The organism is Hyphomicrobiaceae bacterium (assembly GCA_041397645.1).
Lineage (GTDB): Bacteria > Pseudomonadota > Alphaproteobacteria > Rhizobiales > Hyphomicrobiaceae > Hyphomicrobium_B.
Genome location: JAWKWE010000006.1, coordinates 257,026 through 281,325 on the forward strand (window position 1 = coordinate 257,026; position 24,300 = coordinate 281,325).

13 protein-coding genes are annotated in these 24,300 nt (G+C 61.0%); 12 read left to right on the forward strand and 1 reads right to left on the reverse strand.

Annotated features, from left to right (window positions below; translation table 11 throughout):
• Position 1: 1 nt before the first annotated feature.
• The 12 genes from R3D51_17185 to R3D51_17240 all read left to right on the forward strand — a co-directional run bounded on the left by R3D51_17185 (position 2) and on the right by R3D51_17240 (position 22,779).
• Complete coding sequence (locus R3D51_17185; protein MEZ5901217.1) at positions 2-631, forward strand: DUF4194 domain-containing protein; 630 nt, start codon at positions 2-4, stop codon at positions 629-631.
• Complete coding sequence (locus R3D51_17190; protein MEZ5901218.1) at positions 628-4,029, forward strand: ATP-binding protein; 3,402 nt, start codon at positions 628-630, stop codon at positions 4,027-4,029. The genes R3D51_17185 and R3D51_17190 overlap by 4 nt, the downstream gene beginning before the upstream one ends.
• On the forward strand, positions 4,026-5,240 hold the full coding sequence (locus tag R3D51_17195; GenBank protein MEZ5901219.1) for a DUF2220 family protein: 1,215 nt from the start codon (positions 4,026-4,028) through the stop codon (positions 5,238-5,240). Before R3D51_17190 ends, R3D51_17195 begins: the two co-directional genes overlap by 4 nt.
• Before the next feature lie 172 nt (positions 5,241-5,412).
• Positions 5,413-5,742, forward strand: coding sequence for a HigA family addiction module antitoxin (locus R3D51_17200; protein ID MEZ5901220.1), 330 nt, complete (start codon positions 5,413-5,415; stop codon positions 5,740-5,742).
• A 14-nt stretch (positions 5,743-5,756) separates the two neighbouring features.
• Positions 5,757-10,985, forward strand: coding sequence for a DEAD/DEAH box helicase (locus R3D51_17205; GenBank protein MEZ5901221.1), 5,229 nt, complete (start codon positions 5,757-5,759; stop codon positions 10,983-10,985).
• On the forward strand, positions 10,982-13,774 hold the full coding sequence (locus tag R3D51_17210; protein ID MEZ5901222.1) for a DEAD/DEAH box helicase: 2,793 nt from the start codon (positions 10,982-10,984) through the stop codon (positions 13,772-13,774). Before R3D51_17205 ends, R3D51_17210 begins: the two co-directional genes overlap by 4 nt.
• Before the next feature lie 6 nt (positions 13,775-13,780).
• A complete protein-coding gene (locus tag R3D51_17215; protein ID MEZ5901223.1) occupies positions 13,781-17,797 on the forward strand; it encodes a DNA methyltransferase in 4,017 nt (1,338 codons plus the stop codon).
• Positions 17,794-18,588: an HNH endonuclease gene (locus R3D51_17220; GenBank protein ID MEZ5901224.1), complete on the forward strand. Its 795-nt coding sequence runs from the start codon at positions 17,794-17,796 to the stop codon at positions 18,586-18,588. The genes R3D51_17215 and R3D51_17220 overlap by 4 nt, the downstream gene beginning before the upstream one ends.
• The gene (locus tag R3D51_17225) at positions 18,585-19,139 is read left to right on the forward strand and encodes a hypothetical protein (GenBank protein ID MEZ5901225.1); all 555 of its coding nucleotides are present in this window, start codon (positions 18,585-18,587) and stop codon (positions 19,137-19,139) included. The genes R3D51_17220 and R3D51_17225 overlap by 4 nt, the downstream gene beginning before the upstream one ends.
• A gap of 246 nt (positions 19,140-19,385) precedes the next feature.
• The gene (locus tag R3D51_17230) at positions 19,386-20,912 is read left to right on the forward strand and encodes a recombinase family protein (GenBank protein ID MEZ5901226.1); all 1,527 of its coding nucleotides are present in this window, start codon (positions 19,386-19,388) and stop codon (positions 20,910-20,912) included.
• The gene (locus R3D51_17235) at positions 20,909-21,268 is read left to right on the forward strand and encodes a hypothetical protein (GenBank protein MEZ5901227.1); all 360 of its coding nucleotides are present in this window, start codon (positions 20,909-20,911) and stop codon (positions 21,266-21,268) included. The genes R3D51_17230 and R3D51_17235 overlap by 4 nt, the downstream gene beginning before the upstream one ends.
• Before the next feature lie 74 nt (positions 21,269-21,342).
• The gene (locus R3D51_17240) at positions 21,343-22,779 is read left to right on the forward strand and encodes an IS1182 family transposase (GenBank protein ID MEZ5901228.1); all 1,437 of its coding nucleotides are present in this window, start codon (positions 21,343-21,345) and stop codon (positions 22,777-22,779) included.
• 274 nt (positions 22,780-23,053) lie between these two features.
• On the opposite strand, the gene R3D51_17245 is transcribed toward R3D51_17240, so the two are convergent.
• On the reverse strand, positions 23,054-24,295 hold the full coding sequence (locus R3D51_17245; protein MEZ5901229.1) for a hypothetical protein: 1,242 nt from the start codon (positions 24,293-24,295) through the stop codon (positions 23,054-23,056).
• Positions 24,296-24,300: the final 5 nt, after the last annotated feature.

Sequence of the window (24,300 nt, forward strand, 5' to 3'; positions counted from 1 at the left end):
AATGCAAGAGAGCAAGACGCAGACGACCGACGACCTCTCGATAGTTCTCGTACACCTGATGAAGGGTATCATCGAGCGCGACAGCGCTCCGCAGGTTTGGCAGGCGCTGAGTGAGCGGCGATCAAGCGTGCGCGACTACGTCGCCGTCATCGGCCTCGATCTCGAGGTCGACGAGGCAGAGGGCTACGCGTTCCTGCGCCAGAGGGCATCGCAGGAGGGTGAACCGGAGCTGCCGAGGCTCGTTGCCCGCCGCCAGCTCAGCTATCCGGTCAGCCTGATGCTGGCGCTCCTCAGGAAGCGGCTTGCCGAGCATGATGCGGCAAGCGGCGAAGCACGTCTGGTGCTGACCACTTCGGAGATCGTCGATTTCATCCGGCTGTTCCAGCCCGACACTGCGAACGAGGCGCGGCTCGAGGACCGGGTCGGGCGCGACATCGCGAAGGTCGTCGACCTCGGCTTCCTGAAGCCGCTCAAGGGGCGTGAGGAAACCTACGAGGTGCGGCGCATCCTGCGCTCGTTCGTCGATGCGCAATGGCTTAGCGCCTTCAGCGAGCGCCTGGCTGAGTATGCCGCCTACGGCCATCGCGACGACGACACGTCCAGCAACGTCAGCCACGAGGGGAGCCGATGAACGAATTGCCACGGCTCGTCGAACCGACCTCTCAGATGCCGCCAGCGCGGCTCCCCGGCATGCGGCTGATGGCGGTCGAGGTGCTCAACTGGGGGACGTTCGACTCCCTCGTCTGGCGACTCGATCTCGACGGCGCCAACGCATTGCTCACCGGCGAAATCGGCTCGGGCAAGTCGACGCTTGTTGATGCCATCACGACGCTGATCGTGCCGGCTCACAAGATTGCCTACAACAAGGCCGCCGGCGCCGAGATGCGCGAGCGCGATCTGAGATCCTACGTGCTTGGCTACTTCAAGGCTGAGCGAGGCGAGGCGGGGCTGTCGGCCAAGCCGAAGGGGTTGCGGGAGGCCGGCAAGGCCTTCTCCGTGATTCTCGGCCGGTTCCGCAACGCCGACTTTGGAGAGGACGTGACGCTGGCACAGGTCTTTTGGTTCCGGCAGTCGACAGGGCAACCGGAACGGTTCTTCGTCGTGGCACCCACCTCCCTCTCGATCAAGGTGCACTTTTCAGGTTTCGGCAGTGATCCGGCAGCATTGCGCAAGCGGCTGCGCAAGTTAAAGGGCGTCCAGATCTTCGACAGCTTTCCAGGCTACGGCGCGGCTTTCCGACGGTTGTTCGGGATTGCGGGCGAGCAGGCACTCGACCTCTTCCTGCAGACCGTCTCGATGAAGCAGGTCGGCGACCTCACCGAGTTCGTCCGCAGCCACATGCTGGAGCCGTTCCCCGTGGAGGAGCGGATCACGCAGATGCTCGCCCATTTCGCCGACCTGACTGCGGCGCACGAAGCGGTGCTCAAGGCGCGAGACCAGATCGGTCGGCTGACACCGATCGTCGCGGACTGTGACCGGCTGGCCGAGCTTGACGCCGCGGTCAAGCGGCTCCGGTCCTGCCGGGCGGCGCTCGGGTCCTATTTCGGCGGGTTGAAATGCGATCTCCTGACAAAGCGGCTTGCCGACATTGAGACCAACCTGGATCGGCTTGGCGAGCGCATCGCCAAGCTGAGGGTCGATGTGGGCGAGGAGGAGCAGGCTCGCGACGCCATCCGGCAGGCGATCTTTGAGAACGGAGGCAATCGCATTGCCAGCCTCGACCAGGAGATCGAGGGCAAGCGTTTGGCGAAGGGCGAGCGGCGGCGTCGCGCCGAGGCCTACGCCCAGCCGGCACGTGAACTCGGACTTGAGGCACCACAGGATGGCGACGCGTTCCTTGCCAACCTGTCGGCTGTTGATCGGCTGACCGAGGAGTTGACGGCCAGCGAGGCGGACATTCAGAACCGCGAGGTGGAGGTTCTCGTTCCCTTCAGGCAGCTGAAGGAGACTATGGCGCAACTCGAAGCTGAGATCGGGTCGCTAAAGAGCCGACGTTCCAGCATCCCCTCGTACATACTGGAGTTGCGCCACCGGCTATGCCAGTCCGTTGGCGTCGATGAAGCGACCCTCCCCTTCGCCGGCGAGTTGATCGAGGTGCGCCAGGAGGAGGCCGAGTGGGAGGGGGCCGCCGAGCGAGTGCTCAGGCCCTTCGCGCTATCGCTGCTGGTCCCCGAGGCGCATTATGGTGCTGTCGCTCAGTGGGTGGAGGACACGCATCTCGCCGGGCGGCTCGTCTACTTCAAGGTGCCCCAGTCGGTGCCGCTGAATCGCGACCGCGGCCGCCGCGACGCGCTCTCCGAGAAGCTGCGCATCCGCGACGACAGCCCGCTCTACGCCTGGCTCGCTCGTCAGGTCGACGAGCGGTTCGATCACGTCTGCTGCGACAGCCTCGAACGGTTCCGACGGGAACCGAAGGCCATCACGCGGGCCGGCCAGATCAGGAGCGGCAAGGGAGGCGAGCGGCATGAGAAGGATGACCGTTCGCGCATAGACGACCGCACGCGGTATGTGCTCGGCTGGTCCAATGAGGGCAAGATTGCCGCGCTCGAGGCCGAGGCAGGCCGCCTTGCCGCCGAGGGACAGTCACTGGCGGTAAAGATCGAGGCTCTGCGGCAGGAGCGACGCACGGCCGGTCACCGTCTCTGTCTCGCCCGCCAGGTCGCCGCCTTTCGCAGCTTCAGCGATCTCGACTGGTCCTCGATCGCGCGCGACATCGAGCGCCTTGAGGAGGAGCGGCGGCAGCTGGCTGAGGGCTCGGACGTGCTGAAGACGCTTCGCGGCCAACTCGCCGAAGCGGAGGAGCGACTCGCCCTGCGCCGAGGCAAACTAGAGGACGCACAACGCGAAGAGGCGAGGCAGCGCGAGCGCCACGATCGCGATACGGAAAGCCGGACTGCCGCAGCTGCCGCGCTCGACTCGCTGCCGCTGGCCGAGCGCGAAGCTGTGTTCCCTCAGGTCGAAACGCTGCGTAGTGAGCTCCTCGGCGAGACGCGTCTGACCATTGAGGGGGCGGAGGCGCGCGAGCGCGAAATGCGCGAGGCCCTGACCAATAGGATCGATGGCGAGGACAGACGCATCCGGAGTATGCGCGACAGAATCACGGGAGCGATGAGCGACTATGCCAACGCCTACCCGATCGAGACCCGTGAGGTCGATACCGCGCCGGAGGCCGCAGGCGAGTACCGGCAAATGCTCGACGCGCTCACCTCCGACGACCTGCCGCGTTTTGAGGCACGGTTCAAATCGCTTCTCAACGAGAACACCATCCGCGAGATCGCAGGCTTCACCGCCGGGCTGCGCCGCGAGGAACACGAGATCCGCGAGCGCATCGGTACGATCAACAGCTCGCTGTACGACATCGACTACAATCCGGGTCGCTATATCGAGCTTGAGGTCGAGCGGACGGCCGACCGGGAAATCCTCGATTTCCAGCAGGATTTGCGCAAATGCACCGAAGGCTCGCTGTCGGGTTCCGACGACACGGCCTACTCGGAGGCAAAGTTCATCGAGGTCAAGCGCATTATGGAGCGCTTTCGCGGCCGCAAGGACCTGACCGAAATCGATCGACGCTGGACGCGAAAAGTCACAGACGTGCGCAACTGGTTCCAATTCTCGGCGTCCGAGCGCTACCGGGCCGATAACGCCGAGCACGAGCACTATTCGGATTCGGGCGGCAAGTCGGGCGGCCAGAAGGAAAAGCTCGCCTACACAGTGCTTGCTGCCAGCCTCGCCTATCAGTTCGGCCTCGACCCCAAGGCCGAGCGTTCGCGCGCCTTTCATTTCGTGATGATCGACGAGGCGTTCGGCAAGGGCTCTGACCAGTCAGCCGACTATGCGTTGAAGCTCTTCCAGAGCATGGGTTTGCAGCTGCTGATCGCCACACCACTAGCGAAGATCCACGTGATCGAACCCTACGTTGCGGCCGTCGGCTTCGTCCACAACGAGGACGGCCGACGCTCGATGCTGCGCAACCTTACAATCGAGGAGTATCGGGCCGAGCAGCAGCGGCGCGCTGGAGCTGGCGGATGAACTGGACCACGCCGGCGGATCTCGAAGCCCAGGTTCAGAAGCTGTGGGACAATGGCCGCCTACTCCGTGACGTCGTGGAAGGTCCTCACGGCGTAGCAAGGCCTGAGGCAGAGGAGATTACCTTTCCGCTGAAGCTGCGATTGCGTGGTCCAACCCCGCGCGAGCTTGCCACGCGCCACGACGAGGCGCGGACCTGGATCCTGGCGCTCGATGATGGCTCACGCACATCGCTCGGCTACGGCTACGACATTGTTTGGAGCGAGACGACGAACCGCCTAATCGGCCGCAATCGGACCCCCAGATCCATTGAGGTTCCAACGCGAGCCGATGCCCTGGCTCTGATTGGAAAGGTCGAGGAAGCAGAGCGTTTTTTAAGCCTGGCACAGGGTATACTCGACAGTTACCCGGAGTTGGAGCCGTGGATCGCGCGCAAGCCAATGGCCGTGCTGGATGAAAGCGTCGCATGGCCGCAAATCCTCGCGGTTCTCGCGTGGCTACGTGCCAATCCGCGCTCGGGTCGCTACCTTCGTGAGATCGACGCACCCGGCGTCGACACGAAATTCATCGAGGCCCGCAAGACTCTGCTGGCCGAACTGCTTGATCTTGTATTGCCAGACGATGCCGTCGACCGGTCAAGAAGTGGAATCGCCGAGTTTGAGGCCCGCTACGACCTCGCATCTAAGCCTGCCCTGGTGCGCTTTCGCATCCTTGATCCGGACCTGGCAATTCAAGGGCTCACCGACCTGACGGTCCGGATCGACGAACTCGCGCGTTTGGATCTGGGGGCAGAGCGCGTACTCATTGTTGAGAACGAGATCACAGGCTTGGCGATGCCTGCGATATCACGCACTTCCGTCATCTTTGGCCTCGGGTACGCAGTTGATCTCCTTGCCAACGTTCCGTGGCTTCGAAGCCGGGACGTGGTCTACTGGGGCGACATCGACACGCACGGATTCCGGATTCTCGACAGGCTCCGTTCCATCCTGCCGCATGCCCGATCCGCTCTCATGGATCCTGAAACTCTTAATGCACATCAGGCGCATTGGACGACCGAGCCCGCGCCCACCATCGCCCCCCTGGACAACCTCACGCCGACAGAGGCGAGCGTGTATGACGACCTTCGCTATGACCGTCTCGGCCGTGCAGTCCGGCTGGAGCAGGAGCGCATTCCACTGCGTCAGGCTGCGGCCATACTTATGAGCCGCTCGTAGGCACCAAAGCCAATCATCGATTGCTGATTGGGGCTCGCCAGCCGCTAGTGGCATTGACAAAGTTGCCTCCTGTGATCTCGATTTGTCCACAAGCAATGCGCCGTTGACGATTGACGTTAGGCGTACACGACGGGCAAGCTCCCTTTCAACATCAGTGAATGGGGGCTGCCTGATGGTGCATCGATCTGCTCATCCAGGGGATGTCCTGGCCGAAGAGCTGAAAACGCTTGGCGTGACGCCGACGGAACTGGCGCGCCAGATCGCCGTACCTCCCAATCGCATTTCTCAGATCATCCATGGCAAGCGCGCCATCACCGGGGATACTGCCCTGCGGCTTGCCCATTGGTTTGGAACCGATCCCCGCTTCTGGATGGACCTGCAGGCACAGCATGAGGTTCGCGTCGCCCAAGAACAGGCTGGCGACGAGATCGAGTCGTTACCAACTCGAATCGGTCTTCGAGCTGATGAAAAAGTCAAATCTTCAACTAAGGGGGGCCGTTGAGGTCATCACTTCCCATGGACATCTTCGCCCTCGATGAAGAACTACTCGATCAATACAAAGCGTTTGCGCGCTCGTTTACGCGCATTCGTTCGAAAGAAATCCAACAAAAGGTCAACGATCTCTATGCCGGCCGGCAATTCTGGCCTGAGCCGCTCATCCAGCTGAACCCGCATTACGAGAGTGGCGGCACGCTCAAAGACCTTGTGGGCGAAGATGGTCTCGATCCGGATACGGCGCGCATCTTCCGCAATCCGCAAGCAAAGCCAGACGATCCCGACCAGAGTCTCAGACTTCGTCGCCACCAGGAGCAGGCCATCGGGGCGGCCCTAGATGGCAAGAGCTATGTCGTGACCACAGGCACTGGCTCGGGAAAATCCCTCTGCTTCTTCATCCCAATTATTGACGCCATCGTGAAGGCGAAGAAGGCCGGTGAACGTCAGCATACTCGCGCCATCGTCATCTATCCGATGAATGCTCTGGCAAATAGTCAGAGAGAGGAATTGAAGAAGTTTCTGGACGCTGACCACGGCGCAACGAAAGTGACTTTCGCGCGCTACACTGGACAGGAGAGCGAGGAAGAGCGGCAGCGCATCAAGAACAATCCTCCCGATATTCTCCTGACCAACTTCATGATGCTTGAACTGCTCATGACGCGCCAGTCCGAGCTGGACCAGAGTGTCATCGAGAACTGCCAGGGCTTGCGCTTCATTGTACTCGACGAGCTGCACACGTATCGAGGTCGTCAAGGTGCTGACGTCGCCATGCTCATGCGCCGCCTTCGCGCGCGCGTGGGAGATTTGGCTCGGCCGCCGGTCTGCATCGGAACGTCGGCAACGATGGCGAGCGAGGATGCAGGCGGTGATCGCAATCAGGTCGTGGCAGAAGTCGCATCGAAACTGTTCGGCACCTCCATTCAGCGCGACTCGGTGATCACCGAAACACTAAAGCGGGCGACAGATCCATCCCGCAGCGCGGACCAGGGCCTCCCGGGATTGGGCGCTGCTGTCGATCGAGCGTTTGATGCTGGCGCCTATGACGGAAAGTCCAACGATGCTCTTGCGAATGATGAGCTTGCCATCTGGATCGAGACACGCCTCGGCTTGCGTTACGACGACAGCAAACCGGTGCGCGCCAAGCCTCAGTCCATACAGGAAGCGTCCCATCGTCTGGCTGACGAGGCCGGACGCGACGAAGAAAAATGTGCCAATGCGCTGAAGGCTGCGCTACTCGCATTCAGTCTGTCGGAAAAGAACCGCAATATGTCGGGCGGCTCAGACGAGCCTCTCTTCGCCTTCAAGCTCCACCAGTTCATATCAGGCGCGGGACGGCTCTACACGACGCTCGATCCTGCAGGAGAGCGCACGGTCACCTTCGACGGCCAGATCTACGATCCGGAACATCCCGAAAAACGCCTGTACGCCGCCCATTTCTGCCGTAAGTGCGGCCAGGAGCATCACCCGGTCACGATGCGCGAGGCTGACGGTCAGCAGTACTTCGAAAAACGCGAGATTGACGACCTGCCGCTTGACTCCGACACCGAGTCGGACGAGGCGACCGGTAGATGGGGTTTCCTCATGCCGGAACCAGTTGACGGTTCCTTTGAGTTCAACGGGCGCGACGAGGACTATCCAGACCTGTGGCTGGAGTTGTCTGCGTCCGGCGACCTGCGCCTCAAGTCCACATATCGCAAGTCCAGAGCCGAACTTTACGCAGTCAAGCCCGATGGCCACTGTAATGTCGGCGGGCGGCGGGTCTGGTTCATGCCCGGCCGCTTCAAGTTCTGTCCGGCCTGCGGAGAAGCGCACAGCGACTCGACGCGTGACATCAACAGGCTGGCATCCCTCAGCGCCGAAGGGCGGAGCTCCGCGACAACGATCATTATCGCGACGATCTTGCGTTGGATGAATGCGCCGGACTCTGTCATGCGCAAAGCGACGCGAAAGTTGCTGGCCTTCACAGACAATCGACAAGACGCCGCCCTACAGGCCGGTCACTTTAATGATTTTATTTTCGTTACCCTTCTTCGCGGCGCCATCCTCGCAGCGCTCCCTGATGCCGAAGAGGGCATGTCGGATGATCAGATCGGCGCATCCATTCAGGCCGCACTTGGCTTTCTGGGGCGCCAACAAGCGCGGCGCAGCGAATGGCTGATCGAGCCGGAACTGAAAGGCGCAAACCTGTTGAACGCCGAGCGCTCTATTCGGGACGTCCTTGCACACCGATTCTGGGTCGATCAGCGACGAGGCTGGCGCTACACGAACCCGAACCTCGAGCAACTTGGGCTGATCGAAGCATGCTACCTCTCGCTCGACGAAATGGTTGCTGATGATCCTCTCTTTGCTTCCTCGAAAGTTCTCTCGAAGGCGTCTCCTGATGAACGCAAAGAGGCAGCTCTCATCGTGTTCGACGCCATGCGGAAGGGGCTTGCGATTGAGTGCGACGCCCTTGATCGCGTGAAGCTTGAAAGCCTGGCTGGGCGCATGCGCAGCCTGATCAAGTCACCCTGGAGTCTGGAAGAGGAGAAGTTCCACGCGTCGACGGCTTTCATGCCTCGCTCTCCGAAGCGCAAGGAGATGAAGCAGCGCGATGAAGAGCTAATCCTTCGGGGTAGCCCGCAAAGCGCTGTCGGACGGGAGCTTCGGTTGCTCCGGTTCGATGGAGAGAGGCCGAACTCCAAGGAAGTGACCGATATCATTGATTGCATTCTGAGTGCCGCATCGACCTACGGCATAGCCACCCAGGTCGCCGCGCCTATAGAGGGCGATGCTTGGCGCCTTGTCGCATCATCAATTGCATTCCGACGCGCGCAGGGGTCTGGTCGCGCACCCGAGAGAGACAACAAGTTCTTCAAGGGCCTGTACCAGGAAATCGCGTCGCTTCTTGCCGAAGGAGGCGAAGCACTCTTCGCCCTGGAAGGCCGCGAGCACACTGCCCAGGTTGAGAGCGATCTGCGGGAGCTTCGCGAAGCCCGGTTCCGGTATGGCGACGAAGATCTCGTCCAGCTGAACACAAAGTCCGAGCGACTGAGGGAACTCCGCGAAGATAGCCGATTCCTTCCGACCCTTTTCTGCTCGCCAACCATGGAGCTTGGCGTCGACATTTCAGAGATGAACATGGTCTACTTGCGCAACGTTCCGCCGACACCGGCGAACTATGCGCAACGCAGCGGCCGAGCCGGTCGCAGCGGACAGGCAGCCCTTGTGGTTGCCTACTGCGCTGCGCAGAGCCCCCACGACCAGTACTTCTTCCGCGATCCCAAGGCCATGGTGGACGGCGTCGTCAAGCCACCGTCAATCGATCTCACCAACCCCGACTTGGTTGAGAGCCACCTGCATGCGGAGTGGCTGGCCGCCACGGGGCTCGCGCTCAAGGCCTCGATCGCAGACAATCTCGATATGGCCGGCACGCAAAAGCCACTTCTGCCGGAATATCGGACAAAGATCACTTCTGACGAAGCCAATAACGCCTCTACGGAACGTGTCACTGCCGTGCTTCAAGCTCTTAGCGCTGACTACGGAAGCGTGCCGCCTGATTGGTTCTCGACGGCGGACGACCACGCGTCACGGGTCGTATCGTCTGCGCCACAGAATTTTGAAGCGGCCTTCAATCGTTGGCGCGACCTTCTGGCGGCTGCGGAACGACAAGTCGAGGACGCCGCGACCACCTTGAAGGACTATTCCATATCGCCGACCGAGAGGCGTGCTGCCGAGGCCCGACAAGCTGCCGGCAACACCCAGATCAAGCTGCTTCTCGGGCGACACGAGACCCAAGGCTCCGATTTCTATGTCTACAGATACCTAGCCACAGAAGGGTTCCTTCCCGGGTATAACTTCCCGAGGCTCCCGCTCATGGCATTTGTGCCCGGCGGCCAGGGTGGCAAAGGCCAGCGTTACATTCAGCGGGCAAGGTTCCTTGCCATTTCTGAGTTCGGTCCCCAGAGCCTCGTTTATCACGAAGGCAGGGCGTACCGCGTTGACAGGGCTTTGCTCAAGGAGGCCGGAGGAGGTCCGGAAGGGCAGCTCCCGACGTTCTCGGTTGCCATCTGCCCGGCTTGTGGCGCGGGCCACGACGGTGAGCCCCCCGAGGAGTGTCACGTTTGTCGCCAACCCTTGAGCGGAGCGGATCTGATCCAGAAGCTTCACAGGATCGACAATGTCGGAACCCGACAGGCCGAGCGCATAACGGCAAATGACGAGGATCGCAGGCGCCAAGGGTTCGAACTCCAAACCACCTTCTCATTCCGCCATGCCACGGGCGTCAGCGCGCGGGTGCTCTCCGATGATCTCGGGGACATCGCAATCGCCACGTTCGCACCTGCTGCATCCGTACGCCGGATCAACAAGGGTCTACGCCGCCGTAAGGATCTGAGTGACATCGGATTCTGGATTGATCCCAAGAGCGGCTACTGGGCCGGCGCCCCCGGAACCCAGGACGAAGAAGAGGCTGCGAACCCCACAAAGGCCCGACAAAAAATCACGCCAGTCGTCGAGGACCGCAAGAATGCGCTCTTGGTGCGGTTTCCGGCACCATGGTTGATCGCTCTCGGAGACCGATCCGACGTTGTCATGACCACGCTACAACATGCGTTAGCACGTGGCATCGAGACGGTCTTCCAGCTCGAAGAGGGCGAGATCCTGGTAGAGCCGACGCCAAGCAAGGACAGTCGCAACGCCCTATTCTTCTACGAAGCGGCAGAAGGTGGAGCAGGGGCGCTCTCGCGTCTCATCAATGAACAAGGCGCATTCAATGCCGTCGCCCGTGAAGCGCTATCCGTGATGCATTACACGGATGCGAGTATCGGTGATGCTCGTGGGAAGGGGCCAAAAGCTTTGGTCGCTGCGGATGACGCCCGCTGCGTTGCCGGCTGCTATCGTTGCCTGCTTTCATACTTCAACCAGCCGGATCACGAACAGATTGATCGGCAGGACGAGCAAGCCCTCGACCTCTTGATCCGTCTGATGAACGCGCGATCTGCAAGCACGGTATCATCTGTCCAATGTGGAGATGAACTTCTGAACTGCCCTGCGCCGGACACCGAGCCGCTCGTTGTCGGCAATGTCACCTTACCGCTGATCTGGCGCAAATATCGCGTCGCCGCTGTCGAGGCCAGTTTGGCATCGAGCGAATTGACCGGCGCTCTCAAAGCCAAAGGCGTGAGGCTCATCTTGCTCCCGAACGATGCTGATGCCCGCAAGACCGCTATCGCAGAACTTGAAGCTACCCTTAAAGGAGTGTCGGCATGACCTCGGTGCAGACATTCTCCCCCGGCGAACTTGTTCGCGCTCGGGGGCGCGAGTGGATCGTTCTGACCGCCGGAGATTCGCTGAGATTACGCCCCCTCACAGGATCGGAAGAAGATGTCGAAACGGTTCTGCCCGAACTCGAGGCCGAGCCTGTCACCTACGCGTCCTTCGAGCCGCCGGAAACGGACCGTGCTGGCGCAAGAGAAGCTGCTCTTCTGCTCCGTGACGCGTTACGGCTCTCGTTGAGGCGCGGCGCCGGTCCGTTCCGTAGCGCCGGTAGGTTGAATTTCGAGCCGAGGGCTTACCAGCTTGCGCCCTTGATGATGGCTCTCCGCCAGGATGTCGCACGGCTGCTGATCGCCGACGACGTCGGTATCGGCAAGACAATCGAAGCGGGCATGATCGTCCGTGAATTCATCGATCGCGGCGAGATCGAGCGTTTCGCGGTACTGTGCCCCCCGCATCTTGTCGACCAGTGGACCGCCGAGCTTGAGTCCAAGTTCTCTCTGTCGGCTACTCCCGTCACGGCATCGGAAGCGGCCAGGCTTGAGCGGGACTTGCCGAGCACGACGAGCGTGTTCGACGCCTATCCCTATACTGTGGTCAGCCTGGATTTCATCAAGAGCGACCGGCGTCTCGACGACTTCTTGCGCGCCTGTCCCGAGATGGTGATCGTTGACGAAGCACACGCCGCCGTTTCCGGCGGGCGCTCGCGGCACCGTCGTTTCGAGCTGCTGCGCAAGCTTGCCCAAAACGGTGAGCGTCACCTTCTGATGCTCACAGCGACACCGCATTCCGGCGACGAGGAAGCGTTCCACAATCTGCTCGGTTTGCTACACCCCGATTTCGCCCAACTGACGACGACGGCCGGAGACGCACACAGAAACTTGCGCGAGCGTCTCGCGGGCTATTTCGTCCAACGTCGCCGTGAGGACATCAAGGATTGGAAGGAGCCCGGCCTCTTTCCCGAGAAGAAGACCGCCGAGATCAAATACCGTCTGACCGGAACCTATGAGTCGTTCTTCCGCGACGTCCTCAAATACTGCTCGGACATCGTCGAGGCCGAGGAGGGCGATCAAAAGCGGCGCCTTGCCTTCTGGGGAACACTTGCCCTGATGCGCTGCGTGGGCTCCAGTCCGGCTGCAGCCCTTCGCGCCTTGCGCACCCGCGCCGCGGCAGAAGTTGTCGAAGAAGACGTCGACGAGCTTGCCGCGCTCGCGCTCGACGACGAAGAGGTGGCCGAGGATGATCGCGAGCCGGCCATGGCCATCGATGATCCAAGGCTCGCCAAACTCGTCGCAACGGCCCAAGGCCTGGCCGCAGACACCAAAGCCGATCCAAAGTTCGCCAAACTCGTCACGACCCTGAAGAGCCTCACCAAAGAAGGCGCTTCGCCCATTGTCTTCTGTCGATATATCGCTACAGCCGAAGCCATCGGCGCCGCGTTGCCGGCCGAATTCAAGCAACACACGATTGAGGTCATCACCGGTGCCCTGCCGTCCGACGAGCGCGAAGCCCGCGTCGAGGCACACGGAGGGCACGACAAGCGGATCCTCGTCGCAACCGACTGTCTCTCGGAAGGCGTCAACCTGCAGACCTACTTCGACGCCGTCATTCACTACGATCTCTCATGGAACCCGACCCGCCATCAGCAGAGGGAAGGGCGCGTCGATCGCTTCGGCCAAAAGAGCCCGGAAGTGAGCAGCGTACTCATCTACGGCGAGAACAATCCGGTCGACGGCGCCGTCCTCGACGTCATCCTGCGGAAAGCCAAAGCGATCGAGAAGCAGACCGGTGTCCGCGTTCCCATGCCCGATCAGGGCGGCAGCCTGACCAAGGCTTTGATGTCCGCGCTTCTGCTCAAGGCGCACAACGAGGCGCAGCTCACGCTCGATCTGTCGGTGGAGGATACCCAAGCCGCCAAAGATCTTGATCTGGCCTGGACGAATGCATCCGAAGCCGAGAAGCGCTCGCGAACCATCTTCGCGCAGCGCACCCTGAAACCCGACGAAGTCCTTCCCGAGTGGGATGCAACGCGCAAAGCACTGGGTGGCTTTGAGGACGCCGAGCGCTTCGTCTCGCGCTCGCTCATGCGCCTAGCCGCCGCGCTCGTCCCCGATAAGCCACGCACCTATCGGGCGCCTTTGCACCTCTCCCCTGATCTGATCAAAGAGCGGTTCCAGGCCGACGGGCTACTCGATGAGAGCGCTAATCCCAAGCCACTCAAGATCGCCTTCGAGGCTCGACCGCCGGCCGGCTACCTCTCGGTGCATCGGGCTCATCCGCTCCCTGGTATTCTTGCCGAGACGTTTCTTGAAACCGCGCTCGACAAGTTTGCGCCGCGCAACGAGCCCTCGACACTGCCGCGCTGCGGTGTCTGGGAAGCCGATGGTATCGATGCGGTCACGACACTGCTCCTGCTACGTATCCGCCATCGCATCGACTCCAAGGGCAAGCTCGGACCCAAATTCGCCATGGCAGAGGAAGCGGCCGCCATCGCATTTGCCAGCAACAAGCGCATTGCGGACGGCGACGGGGCCTTCGCACTCTTCGAGGCGAACAGCGGTTCGATCGCCGAAGCAATCCGGGACGCACAGCTGAAGGAAGCGCATGCTTCGCTCGGAGGCCTCACACCGCAGCTCGAAGCATATGCGGCCGAACGCGCGACAGCCTTAGCCTCTGACCACACGCGGGTCCGACAGGCACTCGGGTCGCGCGCATCTGTCGAGGTCACTGCGGTCACGCCGGTCGATGTCATCGGCCTCTATGTTCTCATGCCGAGGCTGTGAGAAACCATGGCACGCAACACCACCCGCCGCCGCTCTTCCCGTCGCACGCCGCGTCTCGATTTCGCGGCGATCGAAATTACCGGTGCGCTGATTACGCCCGACATCGTCGCACGCATCGCATCCTTCGATGCTGCCGATCAGACGGAAGAAGCCTACGGCGTCCCGCCGGGCCTGAAGATCCGTGACGAGATCGCGCGCTATTTCCGCATCGCCGAGGCACTCTGGCATCAGTTCGAGGCCGCCAAAGTCAAGTGTCCCGCCGCATCCGACCGATTCATGATCGATCTCCTGAAACAGTGCTTTGGCTTCGACACCATCAAGACCCAGAAGACGATCAGCAAGGGCGAGCGCCAGTTCCCGGTTCGTCATGCCGCGCTCGGTGGTCGAGTGCCGATCGTGATCGCACCAGTCCCGGCTGAAGATGTTCGACGTACAGGCATCGATGAGAGCCTGACCCAATTCGGTGACGGCAGCCGGCGGCGCTCGGCCACGCTCCTTCTGCAGGAATATCTCAATGCCGAGGACGATGCCCTCTGGGGCATCTGCGCTGACGGTCTCACTCTTCGTCTCTTGCGCGACAACGTCAGCCTCACGCGCCCGGCCTGGATCGAGGCTGATCTCGCCAAGATTTTCTCCGAGAGCTTGTTCCCGGATTTCTCGGCGCTGTGGCTGCTTATCCATCAGAGCCGTTTCGGCGCTGCCTGTTCGCCCCCGACCGATTGCGCTTTGGAGCACTGGCGCGATGCCGGTCGTATCGAAGGAACGGCCGCACGCGAGAAGCTCAGGAACGGCTTCGAAGCTGCCTTGATCGAGCTGGGTCAGGGCTTCATCGAGCATCCCGCCAACGCAGAGCTGCGGACGGCCCTCAGCCAAGGCAAGCTCACCCGTCAGGCCTACTTCGAGGAGCTTCTGCGCCTCGTCTATCGCCTGATCTTCCTCTTTGCGGCGGAGGATCGCGATCTTCTCCACACGCCAGGCGTACCGCAGACGGCAGTCCGTGCCTACGCGCAGGGCTATTCCGTTGGCCGCCTACGGGAGCGTTGCACGCGCCGCACCTCTTGGGACAAGAATGTTGACGTCTGGGAAGGTCTGAAGGCTACGTTCCGCGCTCTGTCTGAGGGTGAGGCTCTGCTGGGCCTGCCAGCTCTCGGAGGGCTCTTCGCTCAAGGCCAGCTTCCTCATCTGAGAGATTCGAGGATTGAAAACAGGCGCTTACTCGCGGCCATCTGGCGGCTGGCGTGGATGCGGCCTGAAGGCCAGCCGCTCACCCGCGTCAACTGGCGCGACATGGAGACCGAGGAGCTGGGCTCCGTCTACGAGGGCCTTCTGGAACTCACGCCGTTTGTGAGTGCTACCGACAAATCTTTCACTTTTGCCGAAGGCGCCGAGGGCAGGGGCAACGCCCGCAAGACCTCAGGCAGCTACTACACGCCCGATGCGCTTGTGCAGGCGCTGCTTGACGAGACGCTCAATCCCCTGATCGAGGAGACGACCGCCGGCAAGGACGATCAGGCCGCGATCGAGGCGCTCCTCAACCTGCGCATCATCGATCCGGCCTGTGGCTCGGGGCACTTCCTGTTGGCGGCGGCACGACGCTTGGCTTCGCGGATTGCGCGGCTTTCGAGCCCAGGTACACCGAGCCAGGCCGACTACCGCCATTGGCTGCGCGAGGTGGCTCGCCGCACCTTGTTCGGCGTCGACAAGAACCCGATGGCCATCGAGCTGGCGAAGGTGGCGCTTTGGGTCGAGACGGTGGAGCCCGGCAAGCCGCTCTCCTTCCTCGATGCTCACCTGCGCTGCGGCGACAGTCTGCTCGGCGTCTACGACCTCAAGGCGCTTGAGATCGGCATTCCAGATGATGCCTACAAGCCGTTGACGGGAGACGACAAGGCGGCCGCTGCCGCTTGGAAGAAGCTGAGCAAGCAAGCGCGCGAACGGGACGACAAGACCATCGAAATGGCGTTCGCCAAGGTCTCCGGCGAGCTTGCAGGAACCGCACAGAAGATCGAGGCGCAGGGGGAGGACGATCTCGCTGGTGTGGAAGCCAAGCGCAAAGCGTTCGAGGCCTTGGTGACGGGTGCGTCCTACTGGCGCGTCAAGACAGCGTGTGATCTCTACGTTGCGGCATTCCTGTTGCCCAAGGTGAAGCCGCCGGAGCTGACGGCGGGCGCCAAGGGCATCACCATTCCGACGACAAGCGCAGTGCGCGACAAGCTCGCGGGACTGCTGGCGGTCAGCAATCTGGAAGCCACAGCTATCGAGGTGGCGACCGCCGCGCGCGCATTCCACTGGCCACTCGAATTCCCGCAGGTGTTCTTTGCGAGCGCCGGACGCAAAGCCGGCTTTGATCTGGCACTCGGCAATCCGCCGTGGGAACGCATCAAGCTGCAAGAGCAGGAATTCTTCTCCGCTCGCGATCCAGAAATCGCCAAGGCGGCGAACAAGGCAGCGCGGCAGAAACTAATCGATAAGCTGGAGCAGGCCTCTCCAGGATCGATGCAGCGCATGCTCTTTGACGAGTTCGTCCAAACCAAGCGAATTGCTGAAGCCGCGAGTGTGTTTGCACGAGTAGGCGCTGTCAATGGCGGGCGCTTCCCGCTAACCGGAACAGGTGATGTCAACACTTATTCATTGTTCGCGGAGCTGTTCTCATTAGCTGCCAGCCGCGCTGGCGTCATCGTGCCGACAGGCATCGCGACCGATGCGACAACCGCGCCGTTCTTCGCGCATCTGGTCGAGAAGCAGAGACTGGCAAGCTTGTTCGATTTCAGGAACACCGGATTCTTTCCGGGAGCAGCAAGCGCACAAGGAGTTCGGTTCTGCCTGCTTGCTCTGGGCGAAGTGCAAAGGCGTCCCATCGATTTCTGTTTTCGCCTGACAGCAATCGAACAACTAAGTGACGCCGACCGGCACTACACGCTCTCGCCCGCCGAGATCGCGGCAATCAACCCCAACACAAAGACCGCGCCTGTCTTCCGCTCCAAGGCCGATGCCGAGTTGACGAAGCAGATCTATGCCCGCGTGCCCGTGCTGATCGACGAGGCCAAGGCCAAGGACGGCAATCCGTGGGGTATTACGTTCGCCACGATGTTCCATATGTCGAACGACTCCGGGCTGTTCCGCACTGCCCGGCAACTTGCGGCCGAGGGCTACGCGCGTGAGGAGCGCGACTGGGTGCAGGCGGCGGGCAAAACCCGATACGTGCCGCTCTACGAAGCCAAGATGGTGCACCATTACGACTACAGATACGGTGACTATTCCCTTGCTGCAATAAAGGAGGGCGTCGATTTTCGACAAATTCCTCAGGCAGGCGAAGAAAGACTTAACGATCCTGGCTACGAAGTAACGCCAAGATATTGGCTTCCCAATACGGCTGCCGATGAAAGATTAGCCGTTAAAGGCTGGGGGCGAGATTGGCTGATGGGATTTCGTGACATCACGAGCGGGCTGGACGAACGCACTGTTATCGCCTCAGCTATTCCCAGGTCCGGTGTTGGACACACCATGCCGGTCTTCTTCTTGGCTGTCGAGCCTAGGCTCTGGGCAGTATTCTTAGCAATCATGTCGTCGATAACTCTGGATTACGTGGCGCGGCAGAAAGTTGGCGGCACCCACCTCACTTACGGGTATCTAACTCAGTTTCCATTTCCTGCGCCATCCAGCATCAAATCTTCCGACGTTGGTTTCATCGTCGACCGAGTGTTACGATTGGTTTTTACTTCAAACACGATGCGGCCATTTGCTTCTGACCTGGACTGGGCGGATAACGCGCCATTTAGTTTTAAGGAAGAGATACGCTCCCGGCTTCGAGCGGAGCTAGATGCGAAGGTCGCGAAGCTTTACGGGCTGACCCGAGACCAGCTCCGGTACATCCTAGACCCCGCCGACGTCTACGGCGCGGACTATCCGTCCGAGACCTTCCGCGTCTTGAAGAACAATGACATCGCCAAGTATGGCGAATACCGCACCGCCAAGCTCGTCCTCGATGCCTGGGATCGCCTAGAGCGAGGAGAGCTGACATGACCCTCACGCCGATCGACCGCGTGCGTCTCCGCAAAGCCGCCGTCGATGAGGGCTTCGGTATAGATCGGGGCGAGGCCGACGACTGGCTTGCGTTCGACAGCATCGATGCTCCCGCTGCTGTTCGACTGACACGCGATCCAACAGGCTACATCGCCGCCACCAATCACAACGGCGTCGCCACTGATCTCGCCACACACTGGCAGCCCTGGCCGGGCGCCGCGCCGGTCGGCTTCACCGCCTTTGTTGCGACCAACACGACCGAGCTTCACATGCTCGTCCGCGAGATGTGGCGCCTAGCGCGCTCCCTGCCGATCGAACCGCTGCGCGCCTTCGAGGCCGAAACCCGAAACCTCCCGCGCACCACTGAGGCCGAGCGCCTCGTCGTCCAACGCGTCGGCCAGAACATCTTCCGCGATGCATTGATGGAATACTGGGGAAGCTCTTGCGCGGTCCTCGGTGTCACCGAGCCACGTCTCTTACGCGCCAGCCACATCAGGCCCTGGGCCGAATGTGACACGGATGCGGAACGTCTCGACGTCTACAACGGCCTCCTGCTCGCCGCCCACCTCGACGCCGCGTTCGATGCCTTTCTGATCTCCTTCGACGACTCCGGCCAGATCATCATCTCCGACGCTCTAACCGCGCCAGACCGCACCGCGCTCGGCCTGTCGTCCGACCTCCGCCTCTCCAAGGTCGTTCCGTCCCACTTGCCAAAGCTCGCGTGGCATCGAGGAAGGCTGGCTACAAGTGGAAACCATCCGTCCGATGCACAATGGGGGGCCAGCAAATGAAGATTGCATGCCTTGGTTGGGGATCCCTGATCTGGGATCCAGGAGCGCTACCTGTTTCTTCGGAATGGTACGGCGACGGCCCAGATCTGTCCGTCGAGTTCGCGAGGCAATCGAGCAATGGCCGAATTACTCTGGTAGTCACTGAGGGCGTCCAGTCTATTCCAGTTCTCTGGACGGATCTCCGCGCCGACGCCCCCGACCATGCGAGGATGCTTCTGGCCGAGCGTGAAGGGGTCTCCAAAAAGAACGCCAGCCGTCTGATCGGGCTCTGGTCCAGCACTGATCGGTCGAGTTGGTCCAACGCGCCCGCCATTGGCGACTGGGCAACTACGCGTCGTCTGGATGCAGTGGTTTGGACCGCACTCGGTCCGAAGTTCTCAGGTGAGAATCGTATTCCGTCGCGCACTGAGGTCGTCGACTACCTCCGGTCGCTCGAAGGTAAAAAACGCTCGCTTGCAGAGAACTACATCCGCAAGACGCCAAGCCAGATCCGGACGCAATACAGGCAGGCGATCGAAGAAGCTCTTGGCTGGCATCCGATCGCAATCTGACTTGCCGCGAAACTTGCCACTTCTCCGGCAATTTTGCCGATCGCTGAAGTGCAAGACGGCAAAGATCAAGACTTCAAAGGCCACTCGCGACAAGCCACTGGACTTCGTCGGCACGGCAAGCGTTGCTGTTGTTGTGTCAGGGCCAGCGTCGTGAAGGACGCCGGTCAGAAACCTCGCCGAGTTTGCGGGGCTTCAGGTCGTGCCGGCATCGCGATAGGCGCGGTGCCCGAGACCTGGAGCCCAACCATGACCGCAAAATCACGCAAACCAGCCAATCCTGCCAAGCCGCCTGCGAGGCGTAGTGCGGCGCCTGAAAGGCCGGCAGCAACCAAGAGCACCCGCCGGGCTAAAGCACCCGAACCGGCTTCTGTAGCCGTCGCAACGAGCAAACAGCAGCGGTGCTTGGATCTCCTCGCCCGCCGCGATGGCGCGACCCTGGCGGAGTTGATGTCCGCAACCGAGTGGCAGCCGCACAGCGTACGTGGCTTCCTGTCCGGCACCGTGAAGAAGAAGCTCGGCCTGACGGCACCACATCCCAAGCCGCTGCGCTGCGCCGTCTATACTCGGGTCTCGACGGACGCAGGACTCGAACAGGACTTCAATTCTCTCGACGCGCAGCGTGAGGCCTGCGAAGCCTACATCAAGAGCCAGACGCACGAAGGGTGGCGGCTGATCAAGATGCGGTTCGATGACGGCGGGTTCTCCGGCGGCAACATGGAGCGGCCAGCGCTACAAGCTCTGCTGGACGAGATCCGAGAGCGTCGGCTCGATATCGTCGTGGTCTACAAGGTCGATCGCCTGACGCGATCCTTGGCGGACTTTGCCAAGCTGGTCGAACTGTTTGATGCGCACGGCGTCTCGTTCGTCTCCGTCACGCAATCGTTCAATACGACCACCTCGATGGGGCGTTTGACGCTCAACGTGCTCCTGTCGTTCGCCCAGTTCGAGCGCGAGGTGACGGGCGAGCGCATCCGCGACAAGATCGCGGCTTCCAAGAAGAAAGGCATGTGGATGGGCGGCGTGGTTCCGCTTGGGTACATGGTGAAGGACCGCAAGCTCATCGTCGTGCCCGAAGAGGCCGAAACGGTGCGACTCATTTTCGATCGCTATAAGGAGCTACGCTCACTCCCTGCTCTCCAGCGCGATCTGCGCGCACGAGGGCTTGTCACGCGGGAGCGGACACTCGCCACTGGCCGCACAATTGGCGGGGTCTCGTTCATGGTCGGCGCCCTGGCGTCGCTCCTGCGCAATCGAACGTATCTTGGCGAGATCAACCATCGCGGCAGGAGTTATTCCGGTGAACACGACGCGATAGTGGATCCCGAAGTGTTCCATACGGTACAGGCGATCATGGACGCCAATCGGCAGGGAAGCCGGGAGTATTGGCGGAAATCAGACGCGCTGCTGCTCGGCAAGTTGTTCGACGACCGCGGGAACCGCATGACGCCGAGCTACGCCATGAAGCGCGGCGTCCGATATCGCTATTACGTTTCGGCAGCGGTGGTGCAGGGGAACTCGGCGGAGGTCGGATCGGTCAAGCGAGTTACAGCCCAGGACCTCGAGGACCGCGTCCTCGCCGCGCTGCGGGAAGCCGGAATTCTGGACGATGTTGGGGCAGATTCGCGAGAGACCATCCAGAGCTCCGTCGACCGGATCACTGTCTCAGCCTCGGCGATCTCGGTTGCATTACTGGCCCAAGAGGACGCGAAGGACGGTCCTCAGCCGATCCAGCTTGCCTGGACGCCGCCCATCACCGGCGGCGTCGCTCGATGACGGTTCCGCACGGCGGACGGCAACAAACCGCTCCGCCAAGCCGATCCCGCATCCGCGCCGAGGCTCGCGCCCGACTGCTAACCGCAACTGCGATCGGAAGAGTTTGGCTCGATCAACTGGTTCAGGGAGACGTCCCCCACCTTGCTGCGATCGCCGCGCGCGAAAATCGAAGCGAACGATCCGTTCGGATGATCCTGTCGCTCGCATTTCTCGCGCCGGATATCGTTAAGGCGGCAATCGAGGGCACTCTGCCCCGCCGCAAGGGCCTTTCGACCCTGACTGACCTGCCAATGGACTGGACCGAGCAGCGGATGTTCGCCGGCTTAGTCCGTAGTGCCAGCAGATTCGAAGATTGATCCCATTAGATCCCGTGCTTGTGTGAAAACGACAAATCAGATTCCGCTTGGGAAGGCAGAGCGGGAGACGAACTGTGGGCCGATTCATCGAAGGCGGAGCGCGCGATCAACTCTCTTTGTTGCCGGCGAGCCTTGAAGACTACATTGAGCAAGACAATCCTGTTCGCGTCGTCGACGCCTTCATCGACGAACTCGATCTCGGCGCGATCGGTTTTTCGGGTGTTACGCCAGCCGCGACGGGGCGGCCCTCGTACCATCCGTCGACAATGCTCAAGCTGTACCTCTACGGCTACCTGAACCGCGTGCAATCGAGCAGGCGTCTGGAGCGGGAGGCGAGGCGCAATGTCGAGATGATGTGGCTGACGGGCCAACTCGCGCCTGATTTCAAAACGATCGCTGACTTTCGAAAAATCAACAGCTCGGCAATTCAATCTGTCTGCGCCAAGTTCGTCGAACTCTGCGTCGATATCGGCATTTTCAAGAGCGCCGTAACAGCGATCGATGGAGCCAAGTTCAAGGCAGTGAATTCGCGGGATCGCAATTTCACGCGCGGCAAACTCAAGCGCCGCATGGAGCAGATTACAGCGAGCATCGACCGATACCTCGAAGCTCTCGATGCAGCCGACCTTCAGGAAGGGCCGGGTGCAGAGGAGAGGGTCGCGCGGCTGGCGGACAAGATCGCTGCCATGAGGGCGCGCCTCGCCGAGCTGAAGGAGATCGAGCAGCAGGTGCAGGAAGCGCCGGATCGGCAGATCTCGCTGACCGATCCTGATTCACGCGCCATGGCTACGAACATGCGGGGCGCGAGCGTCGTTGGCTACAACGTGCAAGCCGCCGTCGACACCGAACATCACTTAATCGTCGCGCACGAGGTGACCAACGTCGTCGTGGACCGAACGCTGCTCGCTCCGATGGCAGCGAAGGCCATGGATGCCCTACGTTGCGAGACGCTCGATGCCCTTGCCGATCGCGGCTACTACAGCGGCGAGCAACTGCTTGCGTGCGTGACGATCGGCGTGAAGCCCTTCGTTCCGAAACCGCGGACTTCGAACGCCCGGGCTGCCGGACGGTTTGACAAGGAGGATTTCGACTATATCGCTGAGAAGGACGCGTATCGCTGTCCCTCCGGTGAATTGCTTCCATTCCGAATGATAACCACGCAAGACAATCAGGACTTCCGATTGTACTGGTCGAGCAATTGTGCCGATTGCCAATTGAAGTCGCGCTGCACTACCAGTAAAGAACGTCGCGTTCGTCGGTGGGAACACGAACATGTCGTCGACGCGACGCGTGCCCGCCTGGATGCGATGCCAGAGGCCATGAACATCCGCAGAAGAACGGTCGAGCATCCATTCGGCACGCTGAAGTCATGGATGGGGCACACTCACTTCCTCACCAAAGAGCTCGAAAAGGTGAGCGCAGAAATGAGCCTCTGCGTCCTCGCTTACAATCTGAAGCGGATGATCTCGATGCTCGGTGTGCAGCCGCTTATCGCGGCGATCCGGACGTGACGCAGTAAAGCGGGCACCGCCATCTGTTCGCCAATCGACTATCTGAATCGCGTTTTCACACGGCCACTCCCATTAACAGACATCCGCCTGATAGCAACCGGGGGGCATCTGCTACGATGCCGACACGACCGGTCTTGGGGACATCGCGTCTCTCCGCGTTTCATCCGCAAATAAGTGGAGCAAGCATTAGGCGCCGATACAGCCCGAGCAGAGGTCAAGTCGGTCCGCCGGGCCGCAAGTGCACGCTAACCGCCGCCGCAATCGTGCTTAGTTTCTAAGCGAGAACCGCTTTTGTGGCGGCTAGGTCCGCTTTTGCAAGACTGAATATATCCCGAACGCCATTGTAAGCGTCCGTAATCACCTCCAGCTGCGCAGCCTCCGTCCAGACTCGGCGTTGGCACTCCCATCGGAAGCGCGGCTTTCGTGCGATTGGTTGATCAAAGGAGCCATTGCCCGGCCATCGACAGCCAGACAGACCGGAGATGCCGAACTCGACGCGGCGAGTGGGCAGCGCGCCAAACTTGTCGAAGATGCTTGTCGCGGCGCGAAGTGCACTCTGCCAACCGATCATTAGCGAGTTGATCGCCAAGAACCTGCCGTTCGATGTGGTGTGAATAGCAGTTCCGTGCAGCAGCCAAAACTCTCCGGTTTCGTCGAAGTAGCAGGCAACATTGCCCGTTGTGAACTCAGCACCATCTTTTCCCGTAAACCAGAGGTTCAGGAAGCCTTCTTCGCACGTGCCTAAGTCACCAGACGAGCCACCGGTAGAAGGAGGCCAGATTTTTTCGTGATCTGGGAGTTCCTTTATGTCCACGACGGATGGCGGGCCGTTCTTCCACGCAGCTGGTATGATCCTCAAATATCCGCGCGGTCCCTCTTCGAGTAGGACACTGTGCTGTCCTCTGTCATCGAAATACGTCAGGGTCGGTTTTGCCGTCGCCCAGATCGAGGCGTCATCCGGGTTGGCCTCAACCCCTTTGATCGGATTATCGGCCGCTCGTGCCTCAAGCTGAGCCGACAGGTTCGTTTTCAGTGCCCCAGCAAAGTCCTTGATGAGTTGTTTCCGGACCTTTGCGGCCTCCTCAGGCTTTGCGTCTTCTGGTAAAGTAAAAACAATGGTGCGACGCTGCTTGATGTCAAAGGGACGGTCGTCGATCGTCCAGCCACCGGCTAGATTCATGACGGCGATAATATTTGCCAGACCCGGCTTTTGCATTGCCCAGCCAAGCTCGATGCAAACGTTGGGATTGGCGACTGCCTTGCCGCCGGCCGTCCGAGCAATTGGCGTCATGTCCGCAACAAAGCACGCTGCCTCCGAGATCTTCTGTAAGATGGTCGCAGGGATATCGACCATACCGGGCACATCCTTTGTGTCATGATCGATCTCGGGGCGATCGGCGTCTTCAACGTCCAACTCAAGACTGACCTGCTTGATGGCGTCAGTGAGAGCGCTCTTGATGAGGCTCCGACATGATTTCGGCGAGACGTCGCTTTGCCAGGACCAAAAGATCTTCATGCAAC